This window comes from Coprococcus sp. AF51-11b1 (genome assembly GCF_027682785.1).
In the GTDB taxonomy this organism is placed as follows: Bacteria; Bacillota; Clostridia; order Lachnospirales; family Lachnospiraceae; genus Allocoprococcus; species Allocoprococcus comes.
Genome location: NZ_JAQCZB010000008.1, coordinates 44,910 through 70,395, shown reverse-complemented (window position 1 = coordinate 70,395; position 25,486 = coordinate 44,910). Strand labels below are relative to the sequence as shown.

The window sequence follows — 25,486 nt, the reverse complement described above, 5'->3', positions numbered from 1 at the left end:
TATGGGAAATTTACTTGCATACAGTGGCATCGTAACAAAAGTACGCGCCATGCAGGCGAAACTGCTCACTGATGAAGATTTCCGGAATATCGCCGCATTTCATACAGTAACCGAAGTTGCTGCCTATCTCAAAGAACATCCCGGATATCGGAATGTCCTTGCAGATATGGACGAAAACCGTCTTCACCGCGGTGAGATTGAGAAGCTTCTTGTGCAGTCACTTTACAGTGATTATACACGCCTGTACCGTTTTTCCGGAATGGATCAGAAAAAATTCCTGGAGCTTTATCTGAAGCGCTATGAGATGAATCTGATCAATTACTGCCTGCGTATCGTATTTAATCATTATGAAAAGCCTTTTGATCTGGATCATAAGAAAATATTCTTCGACAAATATTCGGATCTCTCCATCGATAAACTGATCACTTCGGGGAATATCAGTGAGCTGGTGGAAAATTTAAAGGACACAGAATACTATGCGCCGTTAAAACGTCTGGAAAATGCGGAGAACCCTACCCTTTTTGATTACGATCTGGCACTGAATCTGTACTATTTTACAACCATGTGGAAGAAACGCAAAAAGATTCTGAAGCATAAGGAATTGGAAATTTTCACCAGAGATGCCGGAGCAAAGATCGACCTGCTGAACCTGCAGTGGATCTACCGTGCAAAAAAATATTACAACATGCTTCCGCCGGATATTTCCGCACTGCTGATCCCGATACACTACCGGATTCATGTAGATCAGCTGAAGGATCTTGTAGAAGCACCGTCTGTCGATGAATTTTTAAAGCTGGTTACCAGAACGCCTTATTTGCGTCACACCGATACTCAGACACCAGCGTCCATCGAGACGATTTACAAAGACTGCCTGTACCGTCTCTACCTGGCAGACAGAAGAAGTAACCCTTATTCCATCGCAACCGTGAATACCTATCTTTTTCTGAAAGAGGAGGAGCTTGATAAGCTTACAACTGTGCTCGAATGTGTTCGCTACGGACTTCCTGCACGTGAGACATTAACTTATATAGGAGGAACAGCGAAATGATTGTTAAGATGAAGTTCCTGAGCATTACCGGACCACGCGCCGACATCGACCGCATGACAAACCGATATCTTTCCAAATATGAGATGCAGCTTGAAAATGCACTTACGGAGCTCAAGACAGTAGATAATCTGATGCCATTTCTGGAAATGAACCCTTACCGTGATCCACTCGCAAAAGTGACACAGTTTCTGGGATATATGAAAGACATGCCAGCAGAGCCATCCTTTGATCAGAGCGAAGACGAGATCCTTGAGATGATTCGTTCTATCAATCATGACTACATGGATCTGCAGCAGCAAAAAGAAGAACTGAAAAAAAAGAGAGAGAATATCCAGGCACGTATGAAAGTCCTGGAACCTTTTACTTCTCTGGATTTTGACCTGCATGAGATCATGCAGTACAAATACATCCGCACAAGATTTGGAAAAATCAATGTAGATTATTATCACCGGCTGGAAAAAGCGCTTCTTGAAGACATTGATGCATTATTTCTGGAAGGCTCCAGAGATGCCTCTTATGTCTATGGCGTTTATTTTGTATCGGATGCTGATGCAGGAAAGGTCGATTCGATCATGCGGTCTCTCCACTTTGAAAAAATCGATCTGCTGGAAGACTTTGGCGGAACCCCGCTGGAAGCTTACCGGAGCCTGGATAAAGAAGTCCAGAATCTGACCGATGAAATCCAGGCAGTGAAGGATAAACGTCAGGAGATGTTTCGCAAGAACGCTTCCAGACTACTCGGTGCAAGAATTCAGCTGGAACGTTTTTCCGATAACTTTGATATCCGGAAATTTGCGGCACGAACCGAGACAGACGAGCAGGAAGAATACTACATCCTCTGCGGCTGGATGTCCGAAGAAGATGCAAATGCATTTATCAAAGAGGCACAGGGAGATGACAAGGTTTATATCGTAGTAGAAGAGGACCGGGAACAGTATTTTGGAGAACCTCCTACCAAGCTTGAGAATCCAAAGCTTTTCAAACCATTTGAAATGTTCATCAAGATGTACGGACTTCCCAAGAGCGGTGAGATGGATCCGACCATTTTTATAGGTATCATGTACAGCTTTATCTTCGGCGCCATGTTCGGGGATGTCGGTCAGGGGCTGCTGCTCTTTATCGGCGGTGCAATCCTGTATTTCACAAAGAAAATGAACCTTGCCGGAATCGTATCACTTGCCGGAATCTTCTCCACCTTCTTTGGATTTATGTTTGGAAGTGTGTTTGGATTTGAAAACATTATAGAAGCCAAATGGATCCGACCGATCAATCATATGACCACCTTACCATTTATCGGAAAGCTGAATACCGTATTTATCGTATCGATTGCTTTTGGTATGGGAATCATCCTGATTTCTATGATCTTCCATATTATCAACGGCATTCGTGCCAAAGATACCGAAGCAACCTGGTTTGATGCAAACGGCGTGGCAGGGCTGATATTCTACGGGGCAGCAGTTACCTGCATCGTTCTTTTCATGACAGGTCACTCTCTGCCGGGTGGAATCGTTCTTGCAGTGATGTTCGGAGTACCGCTTCTTCTGATCGCACTGAAAGAACCGCTGACGAACAAGATCAAAAAGAAAACCGAAAAAATGGAACAAAGCAAAGCAATGTTTGTCACCCAGGCATTCTTTGAATTATTTGAAACCCTGCTCAGCTATTTTTCAAATACGCTTTCCTTTATCCGTATCGGTGCATTCGCAGTCAGCCACGCTTCCATCATGGAGGTTGTACTGATGCTTGCCGGTGCCGAAAGCGGGCATATTAACTGGGTAGTGATCGTACTCGGCAACCTGTTTGTATGTGGATTCGAAGGACTGATCGTTGGAATCCAGGTCCTGAGACTTGTCTATTACGAGATGTTCAGCCGCTTCTACAAAGGCAGCGGCCGCGAATTTAAACCTTATACAGGTACTGCAAAAAATTAGTTTTTCATTTTAGGAGGAAATTATCATGACTTTAGCAACTAAACTTATTCTCATTGCCGCACTGGTTTTAAGCATTTTCATTCCATTCGGATATTACCTGCTCGGAGAAAAAAATAAAGGACGTTATAAATGTGCGCTTGCCTTCAATGTTCTTTCTTACTTTGGAACCTTCCTTGTAGCAGGGATCATGCTCTTTGGAAGTGTACCGGTACATGCGGCAGACGCCGCTGCCTCAGGCGCAGGCCTTGCAACCGGTCTTGGTTACATTGCAGCAGCTCTTGTTACCGGTCTTTCCTGCATCGGTGGCGGTATTGCCGTAGCAAGTGCAGCAAGCGCAGCTCTTGGAGCTATCAGCGAGGATTCCAGCGTCCTTGGTAAATCCCTTATCTTCGTAGGTCTTGCAGAAGGTGTATGCCTGTACGGTCTTATCATCTCCTTCATGATCATCAGCAGACTGTAATCATGAAAATGTATCTGATCAGTGACAACGTGGATACTTATACCGGAATGCGGCTTGCCGGCGTGGACGGTGTCGTAGTTCATGAAAAGCAGGAGCTGCGTGATGCGCTGGAAACTGCCATGAACGACAAGTCGATCGGTATCATTCTTCTGACGGAACGCTTTGGAAGAGAATTTCCGGATCTCATCGATGAGATCAAGTTAAAAAGAAAGATGCCTCTTCTGATCGAAATTCCGGACAGACACGGAACAGGACGTAAAAAGGATTTCATTACCTCATACGTCAATGAAGCGATTGGACTGAAACTTTAACTAGAAAGGCATAGAAGGTGAGACAATGACGCTTGAAGAGAAAATAGCGCATTTACAGGAAACGGTCATGACTGAAGCCCGTTCTGAAGGAAATGCGATCATTGACAATCACAAAAAAGCGCTTGAATCTTTATTTGAAAAGCATAAAAAAGAAGCGACCGCACAGTCTGAGGTCCGTATCAAATCCGAGACCTTAAGAGCCAGAAGGCAGGTAAATCAAGCTGCGGCAAAAGCCGAAACCGAACTGAAACGTGCTCTTGGCAAAACACAAAATGAATTAAAAGTCAGGCTGTTTGATGAAGTAAAGGAACTTCTTTCTGACTTTACAAAAACAGACGAATATCTGGACTATCTCTGCAGCAAAATCCGCGAAGCCGCACGCTTTGCAGATGGCGAGGAGATGACCATTTATATTTCTCCTTCTGATAAGGAGAAACAGACAGAACTGGAAAAACGTACCGGCATGACGATCACCATCAGTGAATATGATTTTATGGGCGGTATGCGTGCTGTAATCCGAGGCCGTAATATTCTGATCGATCACAGCTTCCAGGCTGCAGTCGATTATGAATATCATCAGTTCAGTTTTGCAGCAGGAGGTGCAGGAATTGAATAAGACAGCAACTATTTATGGAATAAACGGTCCGGTCATCTATCTGAAGGGTGACACCGGATTCATGATGTCGGAAATGGTCTATGTGGGAAAGGAAAAGCTGGTTGGCGAAGTTATTTCCCTGGACAAAGACATCACGACTGTTCAGGTCTATGAAGAGACTTCCGGGCTGAAACCGGGAGAAATCGTAGAGGCTTCCGGAAGTCCGGTATCTGTAACTCTGGCACCTGGAATCCTGAACAATATTTTTGACGGAATCGAACGCCCGCTTGAGCAGATCGCAAATGTGGGCGGCGGTGCATTTATCACCCGCGGCGTCAGCGTTGATTCGCTTGACCGCGACAAATTATGGGATACCCACATCACCGTGGCCAAAGGAGATTACCTTCATGGCGGAGATATTATAGCGGAGGTTCCGGAGACCAGTGCGATCGTACACAAATGTATGGTTCCGCCGGATGTGGAAGGTGAAGTAATCTGCTGCGCGTCGGACGGAGAATACCGGATTGAAGATACACTTGTCACTCTGCGGCTTTCCGACGGAACAGAAAAACAGCTCAACATGATACAGCACTGGCCGATCCGTAAGGCGCGCCCGACAAGCTACCGTTTCCCGGCAAGTGTCCCTCTAATCACCGGACAGCGGATCCTGGATACCATGTTCCCGATCGCAAAGGGTGGAACTGCCGCAATCCCAGGCGGATTCGGTACCGGAAAAACCATGACCCAGCACCAGATCGCCAAATGGTCTGATGCCGATATTATCATCTACATCGGCTGCGGCGAGCGTGGAAATGAAATGACACAGGTGCTGGAAGAGTTTTCAGAGCTTGTGGACCCAAAGAGCGGCAATCCGCTGATGGACAGAACCACTCTGATCGCCAATACCTCCAACATGCCGGTAGCTGCCCGTGAAGCAAGTATTTATACCGGACTTACCCTGGCTGAATATTACCGTGACATGGGCTATGACGTAGCGATCATGGCAGACTCTACTTCCCGCTGGGCGGAAGCCTTACGTGAGCTTTCCGGCCGTCTGGAAGAGATGCCGGCAGAAGAAGGTTTCCCGGCTTACCTTGCCAGCCGTCTGTCTGCTTTCTACGAGCGCGCAGGCATGATGCATAACTTAAATGGCAGTGACGGATCCGTGACCATTATCGGCGCCGTATCGCCTCAGGGAGGCGATTTCTCCGAGCCGGTCACACAGAACACCAAACGTTTCGTCCGCTGCTTCTGGGGCCTGGACAAGAGCCTTGCCTACGCAAGACATTTTCCGGCGATCCACTGGCTGACCAGCTACAGCGAGTATCTGACCGATCTCGCCGCCTGGTACCACGACAATGTATCACCCAAATTCGTTGACTACCGCAACCGCATCATGGCACTTCTGAACCAGGAGAGCAGCCTGATGGAAATCGTAAAGCTGATCGGAAGTGATGTACTTCCGGACGATCAGAAACTGGTTCTGGAAATTGCAAGAGTCATCCGTCTCGGATTTTTGCAGCAGAATGCATTCCACAAGGATGATACCTGTGTCTCTCTGCAGAAGCAGTACAAAATGATGGAAATCATTTTATATTTATACAAACGCTGCCGCGAACTGGTAGCCATGAATATGCCAATGTCTGTCCTCAAGGAGGAAAATATTTTTGAACGTGTCATTGCGATCAAATACGATGTTCCAAATGACAATCTTCAGCTTCTTGACCAGTATCTGGCAGACATTGATGCTTTCCATGACCGCATCATGGAAAAGAACGCGTAAGGAGGGAAAACAAAATGGCAATTGAATATTTAGGCCTCAGCAGCATTAACGGCCCTCTGATCGCGCTGGAAGGCGTTCAGGATGCTTTTTATGATGAAATCGTAGATTTTGTCGTAAACGGCAAAGAACACAAAATGGGACGTATTGTGGAGGTCTACAAGGACAAAGCAATCATCCAGGTATTTGAAGGCACGGAAAATATGTCTCTTAACAATACCCACACCAGACTTACCGGACATCCGATGGAAATCGGTCTGTCCGAAGAAATGCTTGGAAGAACCTTTAACGGAATCGGCGAACCGATCGACGACCTTGGACCGATCACGGTTGAAGAGGTGCGCGATGTCAACGGACTTCCGTTAAATCCGGTCAGACGTGAATACCCTCGTAACTATATCCGCACCGGAATTTCTGCGATTGACGGACTGACCACACTGATCCGTGGACAGAAGCTGCCGATCTTTTCCGGCAACGGTCTTCCGCACGACCAGCTTGCCGCACAGATCGTAAAGCAGGCTTCTCTGGGCGGCAACACGAATGAGGATTTCGCCATCGTATTCGCCGCAATGGGTGTCAAGCATGACGTAGCTGATTTCTTCCGCAGAACCTTTGAGGAGAGCGGTGTTGCAAACCATGTGGCAATGTTCCTGAACCTTGCCAACGATCCTGTCGTCGAGCGTCTGATCACCCCGAAGGTTGCGCTGACCGCCGCTGAATACCTTGCATTTGAAAAAAATATGCACATTCTGGTCATTCTTACCGATATGACTTCCTTTGCCGAAGCCATGCGTGAGGTTTCTTCTTCCAAAGGAGAAATCCCAAGCCGTAAAGGATATCCGGGATATCTGTACAGTGAACTTGCCACCTTATATGAACGTGCAGGAATCGTAGAAGGAGTAAATGGTTCTGTCACACAGCTCCCGATCCTGACCATGCCAAATGATGACATTACCCACCCGATTCCTGACCTGACCGGTTATATCACCGAAGGACAGATCGTACTTGACCGGAATCTTCACGGACAGGCAATCTACCCGCCGATCAGCGTTCTTCCGTCCCTGTCCCGTCTGATGAAAGACGGTATCGGAAAAGGATATACCCGGGAAGACCACCAGGACCTGGCAAACCAGCTTTTCTCTGCATATGCTAAAGTAGGAGAGGCTCGGAATCTTGCTTCCGTTATCGGAGAAGACGAGCTTTCTCCGATTGACAAAAAATACCTGGAATTCGGAAAGGCATTCGAGGAGCGTTATATCGGCCAGGGACCGAATGAAAACCGTACCATCGAGGAAACCCTGGATCTTGGCTGGGAACTGCTTAGAATCCTTCCAAAAGAAGAACTTGACCGTGTCGATACCAAGATTCTTGACGTATACTACAAAGGCTAAGGAGGGAAGTCTATGGATCCACGTTCATTTCCCACCAAGGGAAATCTGATACTTGCGAAAAATTCACTGACACTTGCCAGACAGGGATATGAGCTGATGGACAAGAAGCGGAACATTCTGATCCGCGAGCTGATGGGCTTAATCGACGAAGCAAAGGATATTCAGGAAGAAATCGATAAAACCTTCACCTATGCCTATCAGTGCCTTCAGAGGGCGAATATCGAGCACGGGATCAGTACAGTAGAAGAACTTGCCTATACAGTTCCGATCGAGGATTCTATCCGCATCCAGACGCGAAGCATTATGGGAACAGAAATCCCGAAAGTGAAGTACGAAAAAGAAAATACCAGACCAACCTATGCATTCAGTACTTCCAGAGAATCCATCGATATCGCCCGTGATGCATTCTGCCGTGTAAAGGAGCTGACACTCAAGCTTTCTGAGGTAGAAAATGCAGCGTACCGGCTGGCTTCAAGTATCAAAAAGACACAAAAAAGGGCAAATGCCCTGAAAAATATTACGATTCCGATGTATGACAATCTCGTATATACGATTACAAATGCACTGGAAGAGAAGGAACGGGAAGAATTTACCCGACTAAAAGTGATCAAACGAATGAAAAACAAATAATATTTCTGAAAAAATCATAAAATATAGAAAATATATTGACAATACACCCGTTTTGTTATATAACTTATAGAACAAATAAGATTACAAAAGCAATAGATTTTACAAATCAGGGGGTGAGCATATGACTTTTTGGAAAGTATCCGACACCAGAATGAACTGCCTTATCACAGAAGCAGAGATTGCCGCACTTGGCTACTCACTGGAAGATCTGACACAGGACAGGGAGCGTACCGAAGAATTTTTGAATCTTCTTCTCAAGAAAGGGAAAGAAGTTCTTGGGCTTAACACAGACAATGGAATCCAGGGATTTTACGGTGCATTTCTTCCTGACCGGAGCCTGATGCTGTCGATCTCCTGCCAGGCTGAGAATTCTCTGGAATCCATCCAAAAAGATGGTTCTGAAGCTTCCGGTATGCTGATCGAGCCTGACAGCAGTGAGAAAGAGACCGTTCGCTGGCAGATTCTCTTTCCAAGTCTGGATAATGCAATCAACTTCTGCAAGATCCTTGGATACGGCCAGGCATCAGAAAGCCGTCTGTATAAAGATGACGGTGTCTACTACCTGATGGTAGACTTCCCGAATACAGAAGACGGCAATAAAAAGGCTCAGCGCATCGTATCCGCCGGTGAATTCGGTGGCATGGTCGAAAAAGATGCAATTTCTGAAGCTTATCTGAATGAACATGAAAAATGCCTCCTGAACAAGGATGCAATCAATATTTTATGCAAGATGTAGTAGAAGGGGACTAAAATAGTCCCCTTTTTAGTACACGAAATAGATTTTCCTTTATTTTTCCACAGATCCAGTAACTTTCCACAAATGAAATAAACGATTACTTTTACATATGTCTTCATCTGTTACATATGTCTCCATCTGTAGAAACAGATTCTAAAAAAAGAGCACCGTCCCCGATGCTAATTCATCAAAAACAGTGCTGATACTGCGCCTTCAGGGATTCGAACCCTGGACAAATAGATTAAGAGTCTACTGCTCTACCAACTGAGCTAAAAGCGCATACATTATTCGGTTTTCCGTAACGCAAGATTTATTATATAAGACAGCTATAAAAAATGCAAGCTTTTTTTTCATAAATTTTAAAATTTTTTTAAATAGATTTTTTTGCTGAAAAAGAATGTGCCAAGGCACATATAAAAAAGATCATGTTTACCGTCCGAAATTCGAACACATGATCTTTTTTGTGTACCTTTTAGGGTGGTTTTTTTCTTATCCTACATAAATTTACTGATATATCCCTGTACAAAGATAAATAATACAATCAGCGGCAGGATATAGCTTACATAAAATTTCGCCCATTTCGGGAATTTCAATCCTTCTCCGGTATCCGCTTCTTTCAGGAAGTTCTTCCATCCCCATCCATAACGGCTTGTACAGAACAGAAGATAGATCAGACTTCCAAGTGGAAGCAGGTTGTTACTTACCAGGAAATCCTCCAGATCCAGTACTCCGGAACCTTTTCCGAACGGCATAAATCCACTCCATACATTAAATCCGAGAACGCAAGGCATGGAAAGTACCGCCACAACCACGATATTGACGATTACAGCCTTTTTCCGGCTGCATCCGGTCAAATCAATGGCAAAGGATAAAATGTTCTCAAAAACGGCGATTACGGTCGATGCCGCAGCAAAAATCATAAATAAGAAGAATAAGGCTCCCCAGATTCTTCCGCCTGCCATGGAATTAAATACATTCGGAAGTGTGATAAAGATCAGACTCGGACCTTCTCCCGGATCCACCCCATATGCGAAGCATGACGGGAAAATGATCAGACCCGCGATCAAAGCAACAAAGGTATCCAGAAGTGTTACCAGGACTGCTTCTCCTGTAAGACTGCGGGATTTGTCGATATAGCTTCCGAAAATAGCAATTGCGCCGATTCCAAGGCTTAATGTGAAGAAAGCCTGTCCCATAGCAGCAAAAATCGTGTCAAATAAGCCATATTCCACGACTTTGTGGAAATCCGGTGCCAGATAGAAGCGAAGCCCCTCAGAAGCCCCATTAAGCGTTACAGAACGTACTGCAAGGATCAACATCAGTGCAAGCAGAAGCAGCATCATAACCTTTGTGATCTTTTCCACTCCATTTTGAAGCCCCATTCCACAAATTGCAAAACATCCAACAACAACAATGATCATAAAGAAAGTCATTGTTCCGGGTTTTGCAAGCATATCGGAAAACACACCTGCAACAGCGGCAGTATCCTTTCCCTCAAATTCACCAGTCATCATCTTGATGAAATACTGGACCATCCAGCCTGCAATTGTTGTGTAGAACATCATCAGCAGATAGTTTCCGGCCATAGCTCCATACTTATACCAATGCCATTTCGTTCCTTTTGGCTCCAGCCGGTCAAAGGAAAGCGCCGCACTTACTTTACTGGCTCTTCCGACAGAAAATTCCATTACCATGATCGGAAGTCCAAGAATCAGTAAAAATGCAAGGTAAATAAGAACAAATGCTGCTCCACCATATTTTCCTACAATATAAGGAAAACGCCAGACATTACCAAGACCGATCGCACATCCTGCAGAAATAAGGATGAATCCGAGTCTTGAAGAAAATTTTTCTCGTTGCATAAAAAATCCTCTCATTCTATTAAATTGTGGATAACTTGCCGAAATGATACTTATCCACATTTTTCGACAAGCTTGTGGATAACTTTTTTTCAGAATATCCACAGAGGAATTATACTGAATTACTGGGAAATTGTCTATGATTGTTTATATTTTCATTGGCGAAGCTACCTGATAATTTTAATTTTCCCCTTTTTAGTACACGAAATCGCTAGATGTGTACCTTTTGGGGTGAAAATTTGCATGTATATATATATTAAAGATAACAACAGCTTATTAAAATTCCTTTGTTTATATTAGGAGGGCTGAAAAAGCCCGTGGTTGACGCATTTTGGGGCATATTTTGTGTACGGAAACGGGGTAGGTTGTTTACTTCAGAGGGCAAAGAGGTGTACATATATGGGGGTTGTTGTTTACTTTGCGGGGTTACGCAGTGTACTTGAAGGGTTGGCGATTTTACCTTTTCTGTACACAAGTGTCGAAAAAATTTAAAAAAAGGCTTTACAAGAGGGGGGTTCTTGTATATAATCAACCTAGATGTACCGTTTTGGTACACAATTTTTATCAAAAAAGGTACCTTAATGGTACACGAAAAGAACAATACACACCTTAAACGTACACAAAATGTAAAAAAAGACAGAAACCCCATTTTATGGGGTACTTTTTAGGGGAGGGTGTTCCTTTTTGGTACACAAATCCCCAATATAAAGGGGTTGGTTACCCCGAATGGTACACAATAAGGGATTATATGGGGTGTAGAGGGGATTTTAATACACCTCAAAAGTACACAATAATACAGAAGAAAACAATTAAGGGGTATGAGCGATGAAGGAAACACAGAAAAAACCAAAAGAGAAACAACTGCTGGATCATGATACGGTCTCCCGGTCCAATGTGCTGATCGAAAGTAAATCCAGTACATCATTATTTGAAAGAAAGCTTCTTAATATTGCAATCGCAAAAGCATATGTAGAAGACGGTGAGCTGATCGCAAAGGTTTCCACCAAGGATGTTAAGAATTATCTTCATATAACAGGAAACTCCATCTATTCTCGTTTGAAAGAAGTATCAAAAGAGACATTGGGACATGTAGTAAGTATCGAGGACGACGAAAAAGAGAACTTCATCATGTTCAATGTAGTGAATAAATGTGAATATAGAGATGGCGTGTTTACAACCAGATTTACTAAAGAGATGAAACCTCATATCTATAACCTGAAAAAAGACTATACCCGTATGAGTCTTGATGTATTGTGCTCTTTTAAATCCCTGTTCACAACCCGTGTTTACGAAATCCTGAGAACCCAGTATTATCGTTTTGACAGGGAACAGTGTGACCAGCTGATCGTACCGAGACCGCCGAAGAATCCATACACGATCGCAGAGCTTAAATTTACACTGAATGTAGTGGATGCAAATGCATCTAAAGCAGTAAAACGTCTTGTTGAGCAGGGACGTTTTGAAGAAGCGCTTGCAGAGATTAAGGATGCACCGTTTGAAGATTGGCGTAATTTCCGTAGAAAAGTACTTGAAGTTGCGAAAAAAGAGCTGGAAGAATCCGAGTATTCCGAGATCTGCTTTGATTATGAGCCGGTTAAGAGCGGGAAGGGCGGAAAGGTTACAGGAATCCGTTTCTTTGTGAAGAAGAATCCGAAGTGTATCCATCATTCAGATCTTCAGCGTATGCCATCCGGAGAAGAAGAGGGCGAAGAGATTGCGCCAAATGTACTGGCTGCAAAGAAAACTCCGGTTAATGAAAAACTGATTTTAGAAGTTGCTGATATTTTTGGAAATGAACCGATCACGATTCAGGAGATTAAGGTGCTGCTTCAGGTATCCGATAACCAGCCGGATGTGATCCGGAAAGCTTTTAAGCTGTCACAGGAGCAGGCATACATCAATAATCTGGTCGGATGGCTCAGAAAATGTATCGAAGAAAAGTGGTATGAGAACGAAAAAGTATCCAAGTTCAAAGGAAAGACGCTGGAAGAAGCACAGATGACACTGGATCTTTATCAGGAATACATAGAAGAGCGCGAAAAAGTGAAAAAAGAGTAGGGTATTTTCTGCGAAAAGCAGAGTTATTACCTAAATGATACACAAGTTAAGTGGAAGAATATGTCCCTGGGATGCTATTTGCAAAGAGGCAGGTAGCATCCCGGGGATTTTGTGTATACGATGAGCCAAGTACAGATTTGTACTTGTACAAGAATCTGTACTTGGCGAATGTACATCATCGAGCTGTTAAGCGAGATAGTGTACAAAGTATACGAATCGAGTAGGAGTCAGCCTACTCGATTGTCTTATTTTATGATGGAAAATTAAATTAGATGTTGGGGTCAAGAGGTATTTTGACGCTGGTATCTTAAATTATGGAGGAACGGAAGAAAATTATGGAAATAGGAAGATTACTGGATTTTTTAAAGACAGCAGAACAACTGAAATGTAACACCAGACATTCGTATACTTCAAGTGGCAGGTTGGAGAGTGTGGCAGAGCACAGTTGGCGACTGGCTTTGATGGCAATGCTGGTTGGGGATGAATTTCCGGAGCTGGATATGGATAAGGTGATAAAAATGTGTCTGATCCATGATATGGGTGAGGCGATCACCGGAGATATTCCGGCATTTGAAAAGACGGATAAAGACCGAAAGGTTGAGAATAAAAAGGTGGAGCAGCTGACGGATATACTTCCGGAACCGGTCCGTGCAGAATGGAAGTCATTATTTGAAGAGATGGAAGCGATGGAGACACAGGAGGCGAGGCTTTATAAATCACTGGATAAGCTGGAGGCGCTGATCCAGCATAATGAGGCGGATATCTCGACATGGATTCCGTTGGAGTATGATCTTCAGATGACGTATGGGAATGAAGAATGTAAGTTTACGGAATATATCCAAAGGCTTCGGGATGAAGTGAGGAAAGATTCCAAGCGGAAGATTGAAGAAAGCAAACAGAAAGACTAATAAAAAATTTTCATAATAGTTGCATTGGAAATGTAATACTGCATATTCATGCTGAGCCGGGGCGAATGTCCCGGCTTATTTTTTATATATGATAAGTAAAAATTTAATTATAAATCGGGGTAACAGGATTCGAACCTGCGACCTCACGGTGCGCAGTTGGCAGAAAAAATGGCGTAAAATCAATGGTTTTAAGACATGATATTTCAAAGGTAATAAAAAAGGTAATAAATCATATTTGAGAAAGGAGAGCTTTTGTATATATGCTAATAATAAGGAATGATGCAAGGATATTGTAAAACAGTGTATTTACATGATTCTTTATATAAAAATTAAACTATATAGAGTAATAAAGAAATATGCTTTAAATTGGAAAATACGAGCTTATAAAAGCATTATAAGAATAATATATATTTAACAAAAAATTATATCATATTATTTAAAAAAAATCAAGAATAGCTATTGACATTTTTTTTGTTATCTGATATAATACATTTATATTCAAAATATACTATCTTTCTTTAGATAGTAAAGTAAACAAAATTCATTGGGTACTAAGTCAGTACCGCAATCCCAAAGCAAAATGTGTAGATAATTAAATATTGTAATTATTGTAAGAGTCCGATATTGGTTAGCGTTTTCTCTGTTCAATATTATTTTATGGTTGCACGTATAATAAGATAGTGTATTAAATGATAATCTTAAAAACAGCCATATTAGTGTGTTTTCTGCCTGTTCTTTATTGAATGAAAAGACCTTTAACTCAGAAAAGTTCCTAACCAGACTATTCTTATGTTTTAGGTCTTTTTTTGTTACAGAAATACGAACAGGAGGAAAAAGAGATTTTTGAAACATGAAGTACTTTTAGGTATCGATACAATAGAAGTTGTGATAGATACGCAAACCATATTAAACAAAAACAATATAACATTTTATAGTAGTAATGGAAACGAAGTAGGAAAGCTTGTACACAGACAGGGAAAGAAAAAGGGATACAATTTGATATTAAATCTTCCTCGTTGTGTTAGGCAGAACAACATACAACCTTTTAGCGTTTTAGATGCAGATAAAATATACGAGATAACAACTATAGTAGTAAAGCAGTTAAAAAAGCATTTTGGAGAACAATTGCCAGACCTAACAGTCAAATCAGCCGAGGTGGGCGCTACTATGGAAATTGCAAACAAAAAAAATGTACAACCCATTTTGAACATGATAACAGGTATGCTATTGCAAGACAAAGAGAATATTGTCTATATAGCTTGCAGAGGTAAGAAAGTAGGACAAAGGTACAACAAGGTTCAGACATTGGCATCTGGTATAAATGTAGAGTCTATTAAACTTCCACAAAACAGTTCTGGAAGGTTCGCTAGTAAATATTATGATAAGGGACTGGAAAAGGATATTGCAGATGAACACGGAATTATTAGAGTAGAACACATATACAACAAACGTGGTTTAAATTATGCGCATACAGGGAATAGCTTGCAAGAATTCCTAACAGTTGGTTCTATACATAATTTGATTATGTGTTTCAAACGGGATTTTAAATTATACTTTTGCGATCGTTACTGGTCAAATACAGGGAGTTTGCCATATTACAGGCAATGTATTCAAATATTAAAGAATGATTTAAAAACAAAGAAACCCTTAACAGTTGCGCTTATGAATAGAAATATCGTAGAACAGGATTTTGAATTTTTTATCAGAGCCGTGAAAAGTCACTATAATAATTCAGCTAGCGCTAGACAAGCAATTTATAGAGTACGAAAAAGCGGTGAAATAGAGATACACGAAGGGGTTGCAACACAGTTCGTTATGTTTTGTAGACAGGTTGTTGCGTGACGTTTGTGTCACGTGTAACAATCCAGAACAGACGAAAATACGTTTATTTTTCCCCAAAAATACTACTAAAGATTAAACAAATACAATATAAGAGAGGTGTTAGGTGTGAGAGGAAGAAAACCACTTTCAGTGGGAATGAAACAAACAAAACAAGATTTTAACAGGCAACTAAAATCATATAGTGCAACAGCTCTTAAAAACATTATTTCCATAGCTGAAAATAGTTTTGATGTAAATGTTCGATTAAAAGCAAATCAGTACATTTTAGACCGTTGTTATGGACGAGATTACAGAGCTGTAGTACAAGAACAGAAAGAACAGAACATAGAAACACACATGACACTGACAGTAATAAATCCACGGAACAAAATCGATATGAACAATTTAACAGCAGAGTTAGAACAGGCAGAAAACACGATTGATACAGAAGATGAAGAATGGGAGCAGACAATTTATAAGGGGTAATTTGAAAATTCCTTAAACAGGCAAATACGAGCTTACAAGAGTATATAAAAAAGGAGGAAAATTAACATGACAATTATGCATACAAGTAATGCCGAGCGAATGTATTACGAGAGGAATCCGAAAGCGAAAAAGGAACGGGAAAGTCTCGAAGATAAAAACTATAGGTTATCCAGAATGTATAATAACTGTTCTTGTGTTATTAGTGAAATCAAAAATAGAACAGATTATAAGAAAGCACAGGAACTTATCAATTCTTATGCAGATGAAACGGACAGCCAATTGGATATTTACAGATTGAATAAACTGTTATTTGAGAAGATAGCTTCTTTATTACAACAAAATGACGAAAACATGAAGAAAATACAAAAGGAAATTGCTGATATCAAATCAATTCAAGTTGAAGAATCTACAGAACAATTACAGAAGTTAGAATACGAAAGTAATAATATTTTATATTCAATGATGGCACAATTACATAACGGTATAAATGAAAACAGTGATAGACGTAGGGTTGGAAACTGGTGTAAGAATCCATCAAGACAGGAGTCAATTGCGTTACAGAAGTTATACGCCCTTCCACAATACCAGAAACTTTTTACAGCACATCAGAAAGAAGTGATTGTTGCAAACGGCAGAAATCCAGAGGAAGTAGCTCACGAACAGGCTGTGCAACCAGTACTACAGGAAAAAAATTCACAACTTGCCAAAACATATTTAAACGGGTTTGGGTTGCGTAACATTCAAGCGCAGATGTCAAACAAATTAACGGCGTTAGAAAAGGATGGTGAAAACTGATGAACAAAACAACAGCCAATGCAATACAAAAAACAGCACAGGACATTGCAAACACACGTAGAAAACAGAGTTTACAAAAGAGAAAGGATTTTGTTATGGGACTTCCAAATTGTCCCCCTCTTCTATCACTGAATGAACTAGCAAACAAGACACGTTTACCATATAAGTTTTTAAGGCATCTGATAATAGAACAGAATAAAATCCCGTACTTAAAAATAAATGCTAAGTATTATATCAATTATCAACACTTTCTCAACTATATAGATGAATTGAACTAACAGGAGGTGGAAACAATGACAGAGCAGGAAAAAGATACCCTTGCCACTTATAAGCTCCTATATGATGCATATAAGGAATCTCATAAGAAAAGCTATGAATTATTACATGAGGGTTTGGAAAGTGCCTTAAATCACTTACCAGAAGATGCTGTGATATTCATGTTAATGCATGAAATGAACGTATTGCATGAGTTAAAACAATAGTCGAATTGTTTACACAATTTTAGAGCAAGAACAAAAAACAAACAAATTTGAAGGAAAAACGGATATAGATATCGCAGATGGCAATATTGTTACAAGCGAATTGTATCAGAATTGTAGCTAATCTATAAAACAAACACTTATTTGTCGTATAGATGTAACATAGTCAAAATGCAACAATGTTTCAAGAAGATATCAGATATCCCCGAAACAAAACAAGAACAACAGTAAGTAATAAAACATTTTTTAATTATTTATCTGGGGTTCTTGTTTTTTTATTGAGAGAACATAAAGAGAACATTTTGAGAAAATAATTTAAGAGAACATTTTTTAAAAGGAGGTAACTATATATGTATTTGATTCACAATGGAGATTTTATAAATGAAAAAAATTACCGAAAGGGATTTAAATTTTGTAATAGATAATGGTATTATAGAGGTAGCATATATACAAGAGTATATACAGAGAATGAAACGAGAGGAAATTTTAAAACAACATTCCAGAAAAATATCACAAGGAAAGGATGGAAAGTGGAGAACATACATAGATGATGATACGCACCCTAAAGGTTTTAGAATGATTAAAAGAACGACAAAAAAAGGGATAGAAGATGCGATTGTTGAGTATTACAAAGGTTGTCAGAATAAGGCTTTAACATTTAAAGATATGTATTTTAAATGGAGAGAAGTTCAAGATAAAATGGTATCTGGTAATACGGCGTATAAATATAATACAGATTACAATAGGTTTTTTAAGGACAAAGAATTTGAAAAACAATTACTGACAGAGATAACAGAAGATAAGATTAAGGTATTTTTTCATGGTTCTATTAAGGAGAATTGTTTAACAAAAGGAGCATTTAAAAAGCTATATGGGTATGTGGATAATACATTGAAAAAAGCATATCGAGAAAAATATATCACAGAGAATCCAATGATATATTTTGAATGTAAGCAATTTTATCGTTATTGTGAAGAGAAAGAAAAACCTATAGAAAAACAAGTATATTCCGAGGAAGAGGAACAAAAGATTATTGGTTTGTTACATTTGGAATATGAAAGAAAACCACAGTACATACCTAATTATGTTGTTGAATTAGCGTATTTAACAGGAATGAGGGTAGGAGAGTTAGTGGCTTTAAAATGGGAAGATTTTCATTTAGACGAGAAAGAGCCATATTTTGTTATAAGTAGGTCAGAAAAATATAATCGCATGACAAAAGAATATTTCATAGACAAAACAAAAAATCAGAAAGAAAGAGCATTTCCAGTTGATAATACAATAAAAGATTTTTACCATAAGATACATAAAGTTCAAATACAAAATGGTTTTATCTGTGAATGGATGTTTGCGAATGAAGAGGGAAGAATACATGCGCCCGTAGTATCATCATGTATAAAGAATAAATGTGGACAATTAGGAATACCCAAAAGGGGAATACATGCTTTTAGAAAAACTTTAAATTCACGATTGAGGTGTGAGGGAGTATCAGAAGTTATTATGTCTGCAATACTAGGACATTCAGTACAAGTCAATAGAACTTACTATACATTTGATACTTCTACAATGAAAGACAAAACAGATATAGTTGCTAAAATACATACGTGTGGGTAAAAAGGTAATAAAAGTAATAAAATCTACAAACTATATCAAAGCCGGAAACCCTTGTAAATAAAGGAAAAATCGGGGTAACAGGATTCGAACCTGCGACCTCACGGCCCCCAGCCGTGCGCTCTGACCAAGCTGAGCCATACCCCGAAGTGTTATTTCATTATAGTATAAATTGTTTTAAATCTCAATCATTCTTTTGATGTGAGAAAATGCTGTTGACAGGTTTCTGGAAAGAGTTCAAAATAACGATATGCAAATATAAATGAGTAGGATGAGGAACGATTATGGAAAATTTAATTTTCAGTTTGAATGCAACGATTCCGATCTTTTTGATGATGTTACTTGGAATGTTATTCAGAAAACTGGGGTGGATGGATGAAGTCTTTGCAGCAAAGATGAACAAGTTTGTATTTTTGGTTCCGCTTCCGGTGTTGCTGTTTGAACAGCTGGCGACCGTGGATTTTTCGGAAGTATGGGATATTAAGTTCATTCTTTTTTGTTTTGTGGTGACGGCGATCAGTATTACGATATCAACTTTGATTTCACTGCTGTGGAAAGACCGGAGCATTAAAGGCGAATTTATACAGGCGACTTACCGGAGCAGTGCGGCGCTTCTTGGAATTGCTTTTATCCAGAATATTTACGGAACTGCGGGAATGGCACCGCTTATGATCATCGGCAGTGTGCCGCTTTATAATATTATGGCGGTTGTGGTGCTTTCAGTGTTTAAACCGGGGAATAATTCTTTTGATAAGGCGCTGGTAAAGAAAACGCTGAAGGGGATTGCAACGAATCCGATCATTATTGGAATTGTGGCGGGATTTGTCTGGTCTGCACTTAAGCTTCCGATGCCGACAATTTTACATAAGGTTGTATCCAATGTCGGGGCGACAGCGACGCCGATGGGACTGATGTCGATGGGTGCAACCTTTGAGATGAAAAAGGCAACATCGAAGATGAAGCCTACACTTGTTGCAGTGTTTATGAAGCTGGTTGGATTTTGTGCGATATTTTTGCCGATGGCGGCACTTCTTGGATTTAGGAATGAAGAGATGATTGCGATTCTGGTGATGCTTGGATCTGCTACGACGGTCAGCTGTTTTGTTATGGCAAGGAATATGGGACATGAGGGGACGCTTAGTTCCGGGGTGATTATGATGACGACGTTATTGAGTGCGTTTACGCTTACAATGTGGCTGGATGTGCTGAGATCGTTTGGGTTGGTGTAAGAAGAATAAAAATAGAAGTAGCCAGTTAAAATGGGAATTGTGGTAGCACACCATTGACTAGTTGCTTCTATTTTTTAAAGATTAAATAAGTCGCTGTGACTGCCGGTTCAAGTAAGAGTGAGGACAAGGACATCATCATCGTAGCGATAGATGAGTAGCCAATCTGGGGAGGATGGTGCCAGGGGCGGGGAAGGTGTTGGCGCTGTTCCCCTTGGGGATTTGTGTGTTTTAGATAAGAAAGTTTGTTGGTCGAATGATTTAGGGAAGGAGCAGTGCACCACAGCTCGTGAACCTGGCGGTTCATTCGCTGTGCGAGCTATTGCTCTATCAAAATAAAAAAATAGCCAAATTTTCATGCGAGCATGAAATTTGGCTATTCCTTTATTTTGGCACTGCTCTATCTGAGGACAAAGTACTGTTCATACCACAGTAAGAATGAATATACGGTATAAATCTTTCTATGATAATTTCCGACTTTATTCTTATGATCTTCCAGCCATTTCAGCAGTAATTCCTGATTGAAGAATTCGGATACGAAGTCTTTCTGGAACATTTCTTTTACTTTATTATAGTATTTATCTTCTCGGAGCCATACTCTGAATGGTACGAGGAATCCGAGTTTTTTACGTTTTGCCCAGTCCATTGGGATATGGGAGAGGGCGGAGGTACGGAAGGCTTTTTTTGTTTCCATGCCGTCTACGCAGTATTTGCTGTCGATGCTGCGGGCGAGTTCCCAGACTTTTTTGTCGAGGTATGGTACACGCAGTTCGAGGGAGTGTGCCATTGTCATCTTATCTGCTTTGAGCAGGATGTCGTGTGGCAGCCACAGATGCATATCGAGAAAGAGCTTTTTATGAAGGTCGTCCTGATCTTTTACCTGGTCGAAGTACGGTTTGGTTACGTCCTGGTAGCGCATCTTGCTCTTATATGCAGGAGAGAGTACTTCATCTGCTTCTTCGTTGTCCATGATGAATGCCTGGCCGATGTAGGAATCTTCTACGGAAGTTGCATTTCTCTTGAGGAAGTTAAGTCCTCTCTTGTCTGGCTGGTGTTTTGCCCAGTCTCCGAGTTTTTTACGGATAGATGCCGGTACGATCTTGCGGTACATATCACCGGATTTGCTTGGGATATATGTCTCGTATCCACCGAACATCTCATCTGCGCCTTCTCCACTTAAGACTACTTTTACATCTTTGGCTGCGAGCTGTGACAGATAATACAGCGGTACAGCGGAAAGGTTGGCATGTGGTTCATCGGAATGATACTGAACCTCCGGCAGAGCATCGAAAAATTCGTCAGAAGAGATTTCTTTCTTTGCATTGCTCATATGAAGGATATCGCACAGATCCTTGGAGAAGGTTGTCTCATCGAATCCGCCGACTTCAAATCCTACGGAATAGGTCTTCATCGGTTTTACAGTAGATGCGATGTAGCTTGAATCAACACCACCTGAAAGGAAAGATCCTACTTCTACATCAGCAATCTGATGGTAATCAACAGAATCCTGAATTGTCTCACCGATGAGTTTTACTGTCTCGTCAAAGCTGCGGTCTTTCTTTGCATAAGTCGGATCGAAGTATTTTGTTTTCTTAAGTTCTTTTCCATCATAAGTGAAGTATGTTCCCGGTTCCAGTTTGAATACACCTTTGAACATGGTTTCAAGAAGTGGGGTGTACTGGAAAATCAGGTACATCTTGAGGGCATCTTTGTTGACCTCTTTATGGAAATGTGGGTGAGCCAGGAAGGACTTGATCTCAGAACCAAATAAAAGGCTTCCATTCATCTGTGCATAGTAGAATGGTTTGATTCCGAAGTAGTCTCTTGCTCCGAATAAGTTGTGAGTTTCTTTATCGTAAATTACAAATGCGAACATTCCGCGGAGCATAGAAGCAATTTTTTCGCCATAGGTTTTGTATCCCTGAAGAATAACTTCTGTATCGGAGTTTGTCTGGAACTGACATCCGTGTTTCTCAATCAGTTCTTTACGGATTTCCTGATAGTTGTAAATTTCTCCGTTGAAAATAATGACATGTTTGCCATCTGCACTGTGAATCGGCTGAGATCCGCCTTCAAGGTCGATGATACTCAGACGGCGGAAGCCAAGGGCTACATAGTCATCAACAAAGCTTCCCTTGCTGTCAGGTCCGCGGTGGGCAATGCGTTCACCCATCTGGTCGATGACTTCTTCTCTATTAAAATCGCCGGCGCCATAATAGCCTGCAAATCCACACATAAATTGCACATCCTTTCTGAATTGATACATATTAAAAATATTATAGTAACTTAATTTTGCCTGTAGATTTATTCATTATACCATAGTCTATATAAGATTAACAAGGGATAAAAAACCGGAAAGGAATATCCAATAAAATCAGTAGGATATTCCTTGCATATTTTTTACAGGTGTTATATAGTGAAAAATGCGGATAGATGCGTAAAAGCCGGCAAAGAAAAGGGGAATCCGGGAAATGGAAAAGGTAAAAACTTTCCTGGCAGATATATCTGATCTGCTTAATGAGAAAAATTATCAAAAAATTTATGAAAAAGTTCCGGCGTTCCGACAGGAAAAAGCAGACCGGCTGAAGCACAGGGAGGATCAGGCTCAAAGCGTGGGTGCATGGTATCTTTGGATGAAGATACAGGAGAGACACAAGATACCGCAAGATGCAGGGCAGTCCTTTAATTTATCACATTCTGGGAAATATGTTCTGTGCAGCGCAGGCGTATCCGGAGAGAGGGTAGGCTGCGACATCGAATGCATGCGGAAATATCATGAAAGGCTGGCAGAAAAATATTTTTGTTCTTCTGAATATGAGAGAATCCGGAATGCAGATGAAGCAGAGCGGACGGAAATGTTTTACCGCTACTGGGTTTTAAAAGAAAGCTTTTTAAAAGCGACGCGCAAAGGTCTTGTGATGGGATTGAATACCAGCGAGATCCAGATTCCGAAGCAGGGAGATCCGTTTTTTTTAAGGCAGCCGGAAGAGATCCGGGAAACTTATTATTTAAAAGAATATCAGACAGATGGAGCAAGGATTGCGGTGTGCTCAACAAATCCGAATTTTGACGAAAATATTTTGGATATGACAGATATTTACAAAAGAGAAATGATTGTGGAACTTAAAGATTGAAAATAAGCCAATGAAACAAGAAGTGGATTGGTTAAGAGTTTACAGGTATTTTATGAGAGAAGAAGGAGAAGAAGATGCTTACACAATTTTCGAGAACAGAACTGCTTCTTGGCAAAGAGGCGATGGATAAACTGAAGAATTCAAGAGTTGCCGTATTTGGAATCGGCGGAGTCGGCGGTTATGTATGTGAGGCACTGGTACGAAGCGGAGTCGGGGCATTTGACCTGATCGATGATGACAAGGTATGTCTGACCAACTTAAACCGTCAGATCATTGCAACCAGAAAGACGGTAGGGAAATACAAAGTAGATGTTATGAAGGAGAGAATGCTGGAGATCAATCCGGACGTGAATGTGCGGATCCACAAATGCTTCTTCCTTCCGGAAAATGCAGATGAATTTCCGTTTGATGAGTATGATTATGTAGTTGATGCAGTTGATACGGTGACTGCAAAGATTGAGCTTGTCATGAAATCGCAGGCAATGAATGTGCCGATCATCAGCAGTATGGGAGCCGGAAACAAGCTGGATGCAAGTGCATTTAAAGTGGCGGATATCTATAAGACACAGATGTGTCCGCTTGCAAAAGTTATGCGCCGGGAGTTAAAGAAGCGTCATGTTAAGAAGTTGAAAGTTGTTTATTCAGAAGAGAAACCGACCAGACCAATCGAGGACATGGCAATCAGCTGCAGAAACCATTGTATCTGTCCGCCAGGAGCAGAGCATAAATGTACGGAGAGAAGAGATATTCCGGGAAGTGTGGCATTTGTGCCATCTGTAGTCGGACTGATTATCGCAGGGGAAGTAGTGAAGGACCTCTGTGCAAAATAAAAATAAAATCGCGGGCGCCCCTGCGGGGCGCATATCAAAACCAGGCATTTGCTGTCAGAACTTGCAGCAAATGCCTGGCTTTTTTGTTTCATTTTTTTTCACAGATTTTCCGGAAAATCTTATACGATCTGTATCGGAGATCAGAAAACAGAGGTAACTCTGGAGAGTAATTATACAGAGCTTTAAACTTAAAAAATTCTAAACTTGTCGGAAAAGACTGTTTTCTCATGAAGAAATATGTTAAAGTAAGGCTGAAATATGCGTAAAAAGGAACAAACATTAACGAGATGTCGTTTAAGGAAGGAAGAACCATAGACATATGATGAGAGAAGACAGGAAAAGAGCGGAGCAGCGCCAGAAAAAAATAGCGAGGCGCAAGCGGGAAGTACAAAGGATGAAAAGAAAGCTATATAAAGCAGGCATTCTTGCAGCAGCAGGAATTATCGTGTTGGCTGTGATCCTGATGCTTTGTGGAAGTGGAAATGCAAAGAAATCTGCAAAAAAGACATCCTCTGCCAAGACAAAGACAGAGACAGAAACAAAGACACCAGAAGAGATAGAAGCTGAGAAAGTCCAGGAGGTGCTGGATTCTGACCAGTATAAAGACCAGCTGGGCGAATTATATAAGAAAAACCCGGAGACGAAGGAAATCATTCTGAACAGAGAAAAGTATTCCGATGATCTGCTGACATGGCTGTTTGATCATCAGGAAGCACTGCAGTGGGTGATTGATTATCCGGAACAGTCAGCACGATCAGAGGAAGAACTCAGTGCGCAGGGACTTCAGGCGGTAGATTTGAAAGATTACAGAATCCAGAACCATATTCCGGTATATTTCCAGTGGAGCGAAGTATGGGGATATGCATCTTATGGTTCCGAGAATATCGGAATGGGTGGATGCGGACCGACCAGCCTTTCCATGGTGGCGACAGGACTTACAGGCAATACTTCATTTACACCGAAGTATGTGGCAGATATGAGTGTCAATATGGGATATTATGTAGATGAAGTCGGAACAGACTGGACGCTTATGACTGCAGGAGCTTCAGAACTTGGAATAAACTCTGCACAGCTTACAAACTGGTCAGAAGACACTCTCAAATCCGAGCTTTCGGCAGGACATCCGATCATCTGCAGTATGGGACCGGGTGATTTTACAAACCAGGGACATTTTATCGTCCTTTCCGGGCTGACAGAGGAGGGCAAGGTACTGATCAATGATCCGAACAGTAAGATCAACAGCCGTAAGAAATGGGATCTGAATACAATTATAAATCAGATGAATGCAGCGTGGTCATTCTGGGTATAAAAATTTGGAAAAAGTGCAGGAGAATTGGATAAATTCCCTTGCGCTTTTCTTTTATTTATGATATAAATAGATATTGTCGAGAGACAAA

General features: G+C 41.2%; 22 protein-coding genes and 2 tRNA genes. 20 read left to right on the top strand and 4 right to left on the bottom strand.

Annotated features, from left to right (window positions below):
* Window position 1 precedes the first annotated feature (1 nt).
* The 9 genes from PGY05_RS09155 to PGY05_RS09115 all read left to right on the top strand — a co-directional run bounded on the left by PGY05_RS09155 (window position 2) and on the right by PGY05_RS09115 (window position 8,882).
* Complete coding sequence (locus PGY05_RS09155) at window positions 2-1,048, top strand: V0D/AC39 family V-type ATPase subunit (protein WP_270475722.1); 1,047 nt, start codon at window positions 2-4, stop codon at window positions 1,046-1,048.
* The gene (locus PGY05_RS09150; RefSeq protein ID WP_270475721.1) at window positions 1,045-2,979 is read left to right on the top strand and encodes a V-type ATP synthase subunit I; all 1,935 of its coding nucleotides are present in this window, start codon (window positions 1,045-1,047) and stop codon (window positions 2,977-2,979) included. Before PGY05_RS09155 ends, PGY05_RS09150 begins: the two co-directional genes overlap by 4 nt.
* Before the next feature lie 25 nt (window positions 2,980-3,004).
* Window positions 3,005-3,439, top strand: a complete 435-nt coding sequence (locus tag PGY05_RS09145; RefSeq protein ID WP_008371120.1) for an ATP synthase subunit C — start codon at window positions 3,005-3,007, stop codon at window positions 3,437-3,439.
* Window positions 3,440-3,441: 2 nt separating this feature from the next.
* Complete coding sequence (locus PGY05_RS09140) at window positions 3,442-3,750, top strand: V-type ATP synthase subunit F (protein WP_008371119.1); 309 nt, start codon at window positions 3,442-3,444, stop codon at window positions 3,748-3,750.
* A 25-nt stretch (window positions 3,751-3,775) separates the two neighbouring features.
* Entirely contained in the window at window positions 3,776-4,366 is a 591-nt protein-coding gene (locus tag PGY05_RS09135; protein ID WP_055248772.1) for a V-type ATP synthase subunit E, read from the top strand.
* Window positions 4,317-6,128, top strand: coding sequence for a V-type ATP synthase subunit A (locus PGY05_RS09130; RefSeq protein WP_082421065.1), 1,812 nt, complete (start codon window positions 4,317-4,319; stop codon window positions 6,126-6,128). Before PGY05_RS09135 ends, PGY05_RS09130 begins: the two co-directional genes overlap by 50 nt.
* Before the next feature lie 14 nt (window positions 6,129-6,142).
* Entirely contained in the window at window positions 6,143-7,516 is a 1,374-nt protein-coding gene (locus PGY05_RS09125; RefSeq protein ID WP_270475720.1) for a V-type ATP synthase subunit B, read from the top strand.
* 12 nt (window positions 7,517-7,528) lie between these two features.
* Window positions 7,529-8,146, top strand: coding sequence for a V-type ATP synthase subunit D (locus tag PGY05_RS09120; RefSeq protein WP_008371109.1), 618 nt, complete (start codon window positions 7,529-7,531; stop codon window positions 8,144-8,146).
* Window positions 8,147-8,267: 121 nt separating this feature from the next.
* Complete coding sequence (locus tag PGY05_RS09115) at window positions 8,268-8,882, top strand: adaptor protein MecA (RefSeq protein ID WP_270475719.1); 615 nt, start codon at window positions 8,268-8,270, stop codon at window positions 8,880-8,882.
* A 206-nt stretch (window positions 8,883-9,088) separates the two neighbouring features.
* Here the strand turns inward: PGY05_RS09115 and PGY05_RS09110 are convergent.
* Together PGY05_RS09110 and PGY05_RS09105 are read right to left on the bottom strand one after the other, a co-directional pair.
* Window positions 9,089-9,161 (bottom strand) — tRNA-Lys (locus PGY05_RS09110).
* A 215-nt stretch (window positions 9,162-9,376) separates the two neighbouring features.
* Window positions 9,377-10,744, bottom strand: coding sequence for a sodium-dependent transporter (locus PGY05_RS09105; protein ID WP_055297627.1), 1,368 nt, complete (start codon window positions 10,742-10,744; stop codon window positions 9,377-9,379).
* Between the two features lie 822 nt (window positions 10,745-11,566).
* Here PGY05_RS09105 and PGY05_RS09100 point away from each other — a divergent pair.
* The 7 genes from PGY05_RS09100 (at window position 11,567) to PGY05_RS09070 (ending at window position 18,902) form a co-directional block, all read left to right on the top strand.
* Window positions 11,567-12,799 carry a replication initiation protein gene (locus PGY05_RS09100; RefSeq protein ID WP_008371101.1) on the top strand — a complete coding sequence of 411 codons (1,233 nt, stop codon included), beginning with the start codon at window positions 11,567-11,569 and terminating at the stop codon, window positions 12,797-12,799.
* A 335-nt stretch (window positions 12,800-13,134) separates the two neighbouring features.
* Window positions 13,135-13,707, top strand: coding sequence for an HD domain-containing protein (locus tag PGY05_RS09095; RefSeq protein WP_270475718.1), 573 nt, complete (start codon window positions 13,135-13,137; stop codon window positions 13,705-13,707).
* A gap of 843 nt (window positions 13,708-14,550) precedes the next feature.
* Window positions 14,551-15,549 carry a hypothetical protein gene (locus PGY05_RS09090; RefSeq protein WP_270475716.1) on the top strand — a complete coding sequence of 333 codons (999 nt, stop codon included), beginning with the start codon at window positions 14,551-14,553 and terminating at the stop codon, window positions 15,547-15,549.
* A 105-nt stretch (window positions 15,550-15,654) separates the two neighbouring features.
* Complete coding sequence (locus PGY05_RS09085; RefSeq protein ID WP_270475715.1) at window positions 15,655-16,014, top strand: hypothetical protein; 360 nt, start codon at window positions 15,655-15,657, stop codon at window positions 16,012-16,014.
* A 66-nt stretch (window positions 16,015-16,080) separates the two neighbouring features.
* Window positions 16,081-16,809 (top strand): hypothetical protein, encoded by a 729-nt coding sequence (locus PGY05_RS09080; protein WP_270475714.1) that lies wholly within the window; start codon window positions 16,081-16,083, stop codon window positions 16,807-16,809.
* Between the two features lie 293 nt (window positions 16,810-17,102).
* Window positions 17,103-17,291, top strand: coding sequence for a hypothetical protein (locus PGY05_RS09075; RefSeq protein ID WP_270475713.1), 189 nt, complete (start codon window positions 17,103-17,105; stop codon window positions 17,289-17,291).
* 378 nt (window positions 17,292-17,669) lie between these two features.
* A complete protein-coding gene (locus PGY05_RS09070; protein WP_270475712.1) occupies window positions 17,670-18,902 on the top strand; it encodes a tyrosine-type recombinase/integrase in 1,233 nt (410 codons plus the stop codon).
* 69 nt (window positions 18,903-18,971) lie between these two features.
* On the opposite strand, the gene PGY05_RS09065 is transcribed toward PGY05_RS09070, so the two are convergent.
* Window positions 18,972-19,046: transfer RNA gene (locus PGY05_RS09065), tRNA-Pro, on the bottom strand.
* 137 nt (window positions 19,047-19,183) lie between these two features.
* Between PGY05_RS09065 and PGY05_RS09060 the strand changes: the two genes are divergently transcribed.
* Complete coding sequence (locus tag PGY05_RS09060; protein ID WP_270475711.1) at window positions 19,184-20,128, top strand: AEC family transporter; 945 nt, start codon at window positions 19,184-19,186, stop codon at window positions 20,126-20,128.
* 397 nt (window positions 20,129-20,525) lie between these two features.
* Here the strand turns inward: PGY05_RS09060 and asnB are convergent, their stop codons facing one another.
* Window positions 20,526-22,391 carry an asparagine synthase (glutamine-hydrolyzing) gene (gene asnB / locus PGY05_RS09055; protein WP_211133716.1) on the bottom strand — a complete coding sequence of 622 codons (1,866 nt, stop codon included), beginning with the start codon at window positions 22,389-22,391 and terminating at the stop codon, window positions 20,526-20,528.
* A gap of 205 nt (window positions 22,392-22,596) precedes the next feature.
* On the opposite strand from asnB, the gene PGY05_RS09050 reads away from it, so the two are divergent.
* The 3 genes from PGY05_RS09050 (at window position 22,597) to PGY05_RS09040 (ending at window position 25,398) form a co-directional block, all read left to right on the top strand.
* Window positions 22,597-23,259, top strand: a complete 663-nt coding sequence (locus PGY05_RS09050; protein WP_195548803.1) for a 4'-phosphopantetheinyl transferase family protein — start codon at window positions 22,597-22,599, stop codon at window positions 23,257-23,259.
* Window positions 23,260-23,333: 74 nt separating this feature from the next.
* Complete coding sequence (locus PGY05_RS09045; RefSeq protein WP_055155992.1) at window positions 23,334-24,089, top strand: tRNA threonylcarbamoyladenosine dehydratase; 756 nt, start codon at window positions 23,334-23,336, stop codon at window positions 24,087-24,089.
* A 394-nt stretch (window positions 24,090-24,483) separates the two neighbouring features.
* The gene (locus PGY05_RS09040; protein WP_167531620.1) at window positions 24,484-25,398 is read left to right on the top strand and encodes a C39 family peptidase; all 915 of its coding nucleotides are present in this window, start codon (window positions 24,484-24,486) and stop codon (window positions 25,396-25,398) included.
* The last annotated feature ends 88 nt before the right edge of the window (window positions 25,399-25,486 follow it).

Coding starts and splice junctions, on each gene's coding strand:
- PGY05_RS09075 (WP_270475713.1), top strand. CDS start 17,103: ATGACAGAGCAGGAAAAAGATACCCTTGCCACTTATAAGCTCCTATAT.
- PGY05_RS09080 (WP_270475714.1), top strand. CDS start 16,081: ATGACAATTATGCATACAAGTAATGCCGAGCGAATGTATTACGAGAGG.
- PGY05_RS09140 (WP_008371119.1), top strand. CDS start 3,442: ATGAAAATGTATCTGATCAGTGACAACGTGGATACTTATACCGGAATG.
- PGY05_RS09050 (WP_195548803.1), top strand. CDS start 22,597: ATGGAAAAGGTAAAAACTTTCCTGGCAGATATATCTGATCTGCTTAAT.
- PGY05_RS09150 (WP_270475721.1), top strand. CDS start 1,045: ATGATTGTTAAGATGAAGTTCCTGAGCATTACCGGACCACGCGCCGAC.
- PGY05_RS09045 (WP_055155992.1), top strand. CDS start 23,334: ATGCTTACACAATTTTCGAGAACAGAACTGCTTCTTGGCAAAGAGGCG.
- PGY05_RS09125 (WP_270475720.1), top strand. CDS start 6,143: ATGGCAATTGAATATTTAGGCCTCAGCAGCATTAACGGCCCTCTGATC.
- PGY05_RS09120 (WP_008371109.1), top strand. CDS start 7,529: ATGGATCCACGTTCATTTCCCACCAAGGGAAATCTGATACTTGCGAAA.
- PGY05_RS09145 (WP_008371120.1), top strand. CDS start 3,005: ATGACTTTAGCAACTAAACTTATTCTCATTGCCGCACTGGTTTTAAGC.
- PGY05_RS09115 (WP_270475719.1), top strand. CDS start 8,268: ATGACTTTTTGGAAAGTATCCGACACCAGAATGAACTGCCTTATCACA.
- PGY05_RS09070 (WP_270475712.1), top strand. CDS start 17,670: ATGAAAAAAATTACCGAAAGGGATTTAAATTTTGTAATAGATAATGGT.
- PGY05_RS09155 (WP_270475722.1), top strand. CDS start 2: ATGGGAAATTTACTTGCATACAGTGGCATCGTAACAAAAGTACGCGCC.
- PGY05_RS09040 (WP_167531620.1), top strand. CDS start 24,484: ATGAAAAGAAAGCTATATAAAGCAGGCATTCTTGCAGCAGCAGGAATT.
- PGY05_RS09135 (WP_055248772.1), top strand. CDS start 3,776: ATGACGCTTGAAGAGAAAATAGCGCATTTACAGGAAACGGTCATGACT.
- PGY05_RS09060 (WP_270475711.1), top strand. CDS start 19,184: ATGGAAAATTTAATTTTCAGTTTGAATGCAACGATTCCGATCTTTTTG.
- PGY05_RS09100 (WP_008371101.1), top strand. CDS start 11,567: ATGAAGGAAACACAGAAAAAACCAAAAGAGAAACAACTGCTGGATCAT.
- PGY05_RS09105 (WP_055297627.1), bottom strand. CDS start 10,744: ATGCAACGAGAAAAATTTTCTTCAAGACTCGGATTCATCCTTATTTCT.
- PGY05_RS09095 (WP_270475718.1), top strand. CDS start 13,135: ATGGAAATAGGAAGATTACTGGATTTTTTAAAGACAGCAGAACAACTG.
- PGY05_RS09130 (WP_082421065.1), top strand. CDS start 4,317: ATGAATATCATCAGTTCAGTTTTGCAGCAGGAGGTGCAGGAATTGAAT.
- asnB (WP_211133716.1), bottom strand. CDS start 22,391: ATGTATCAATTCAGAAAGGATGTGCAATTTATGTGTGGATTTGCAGGC.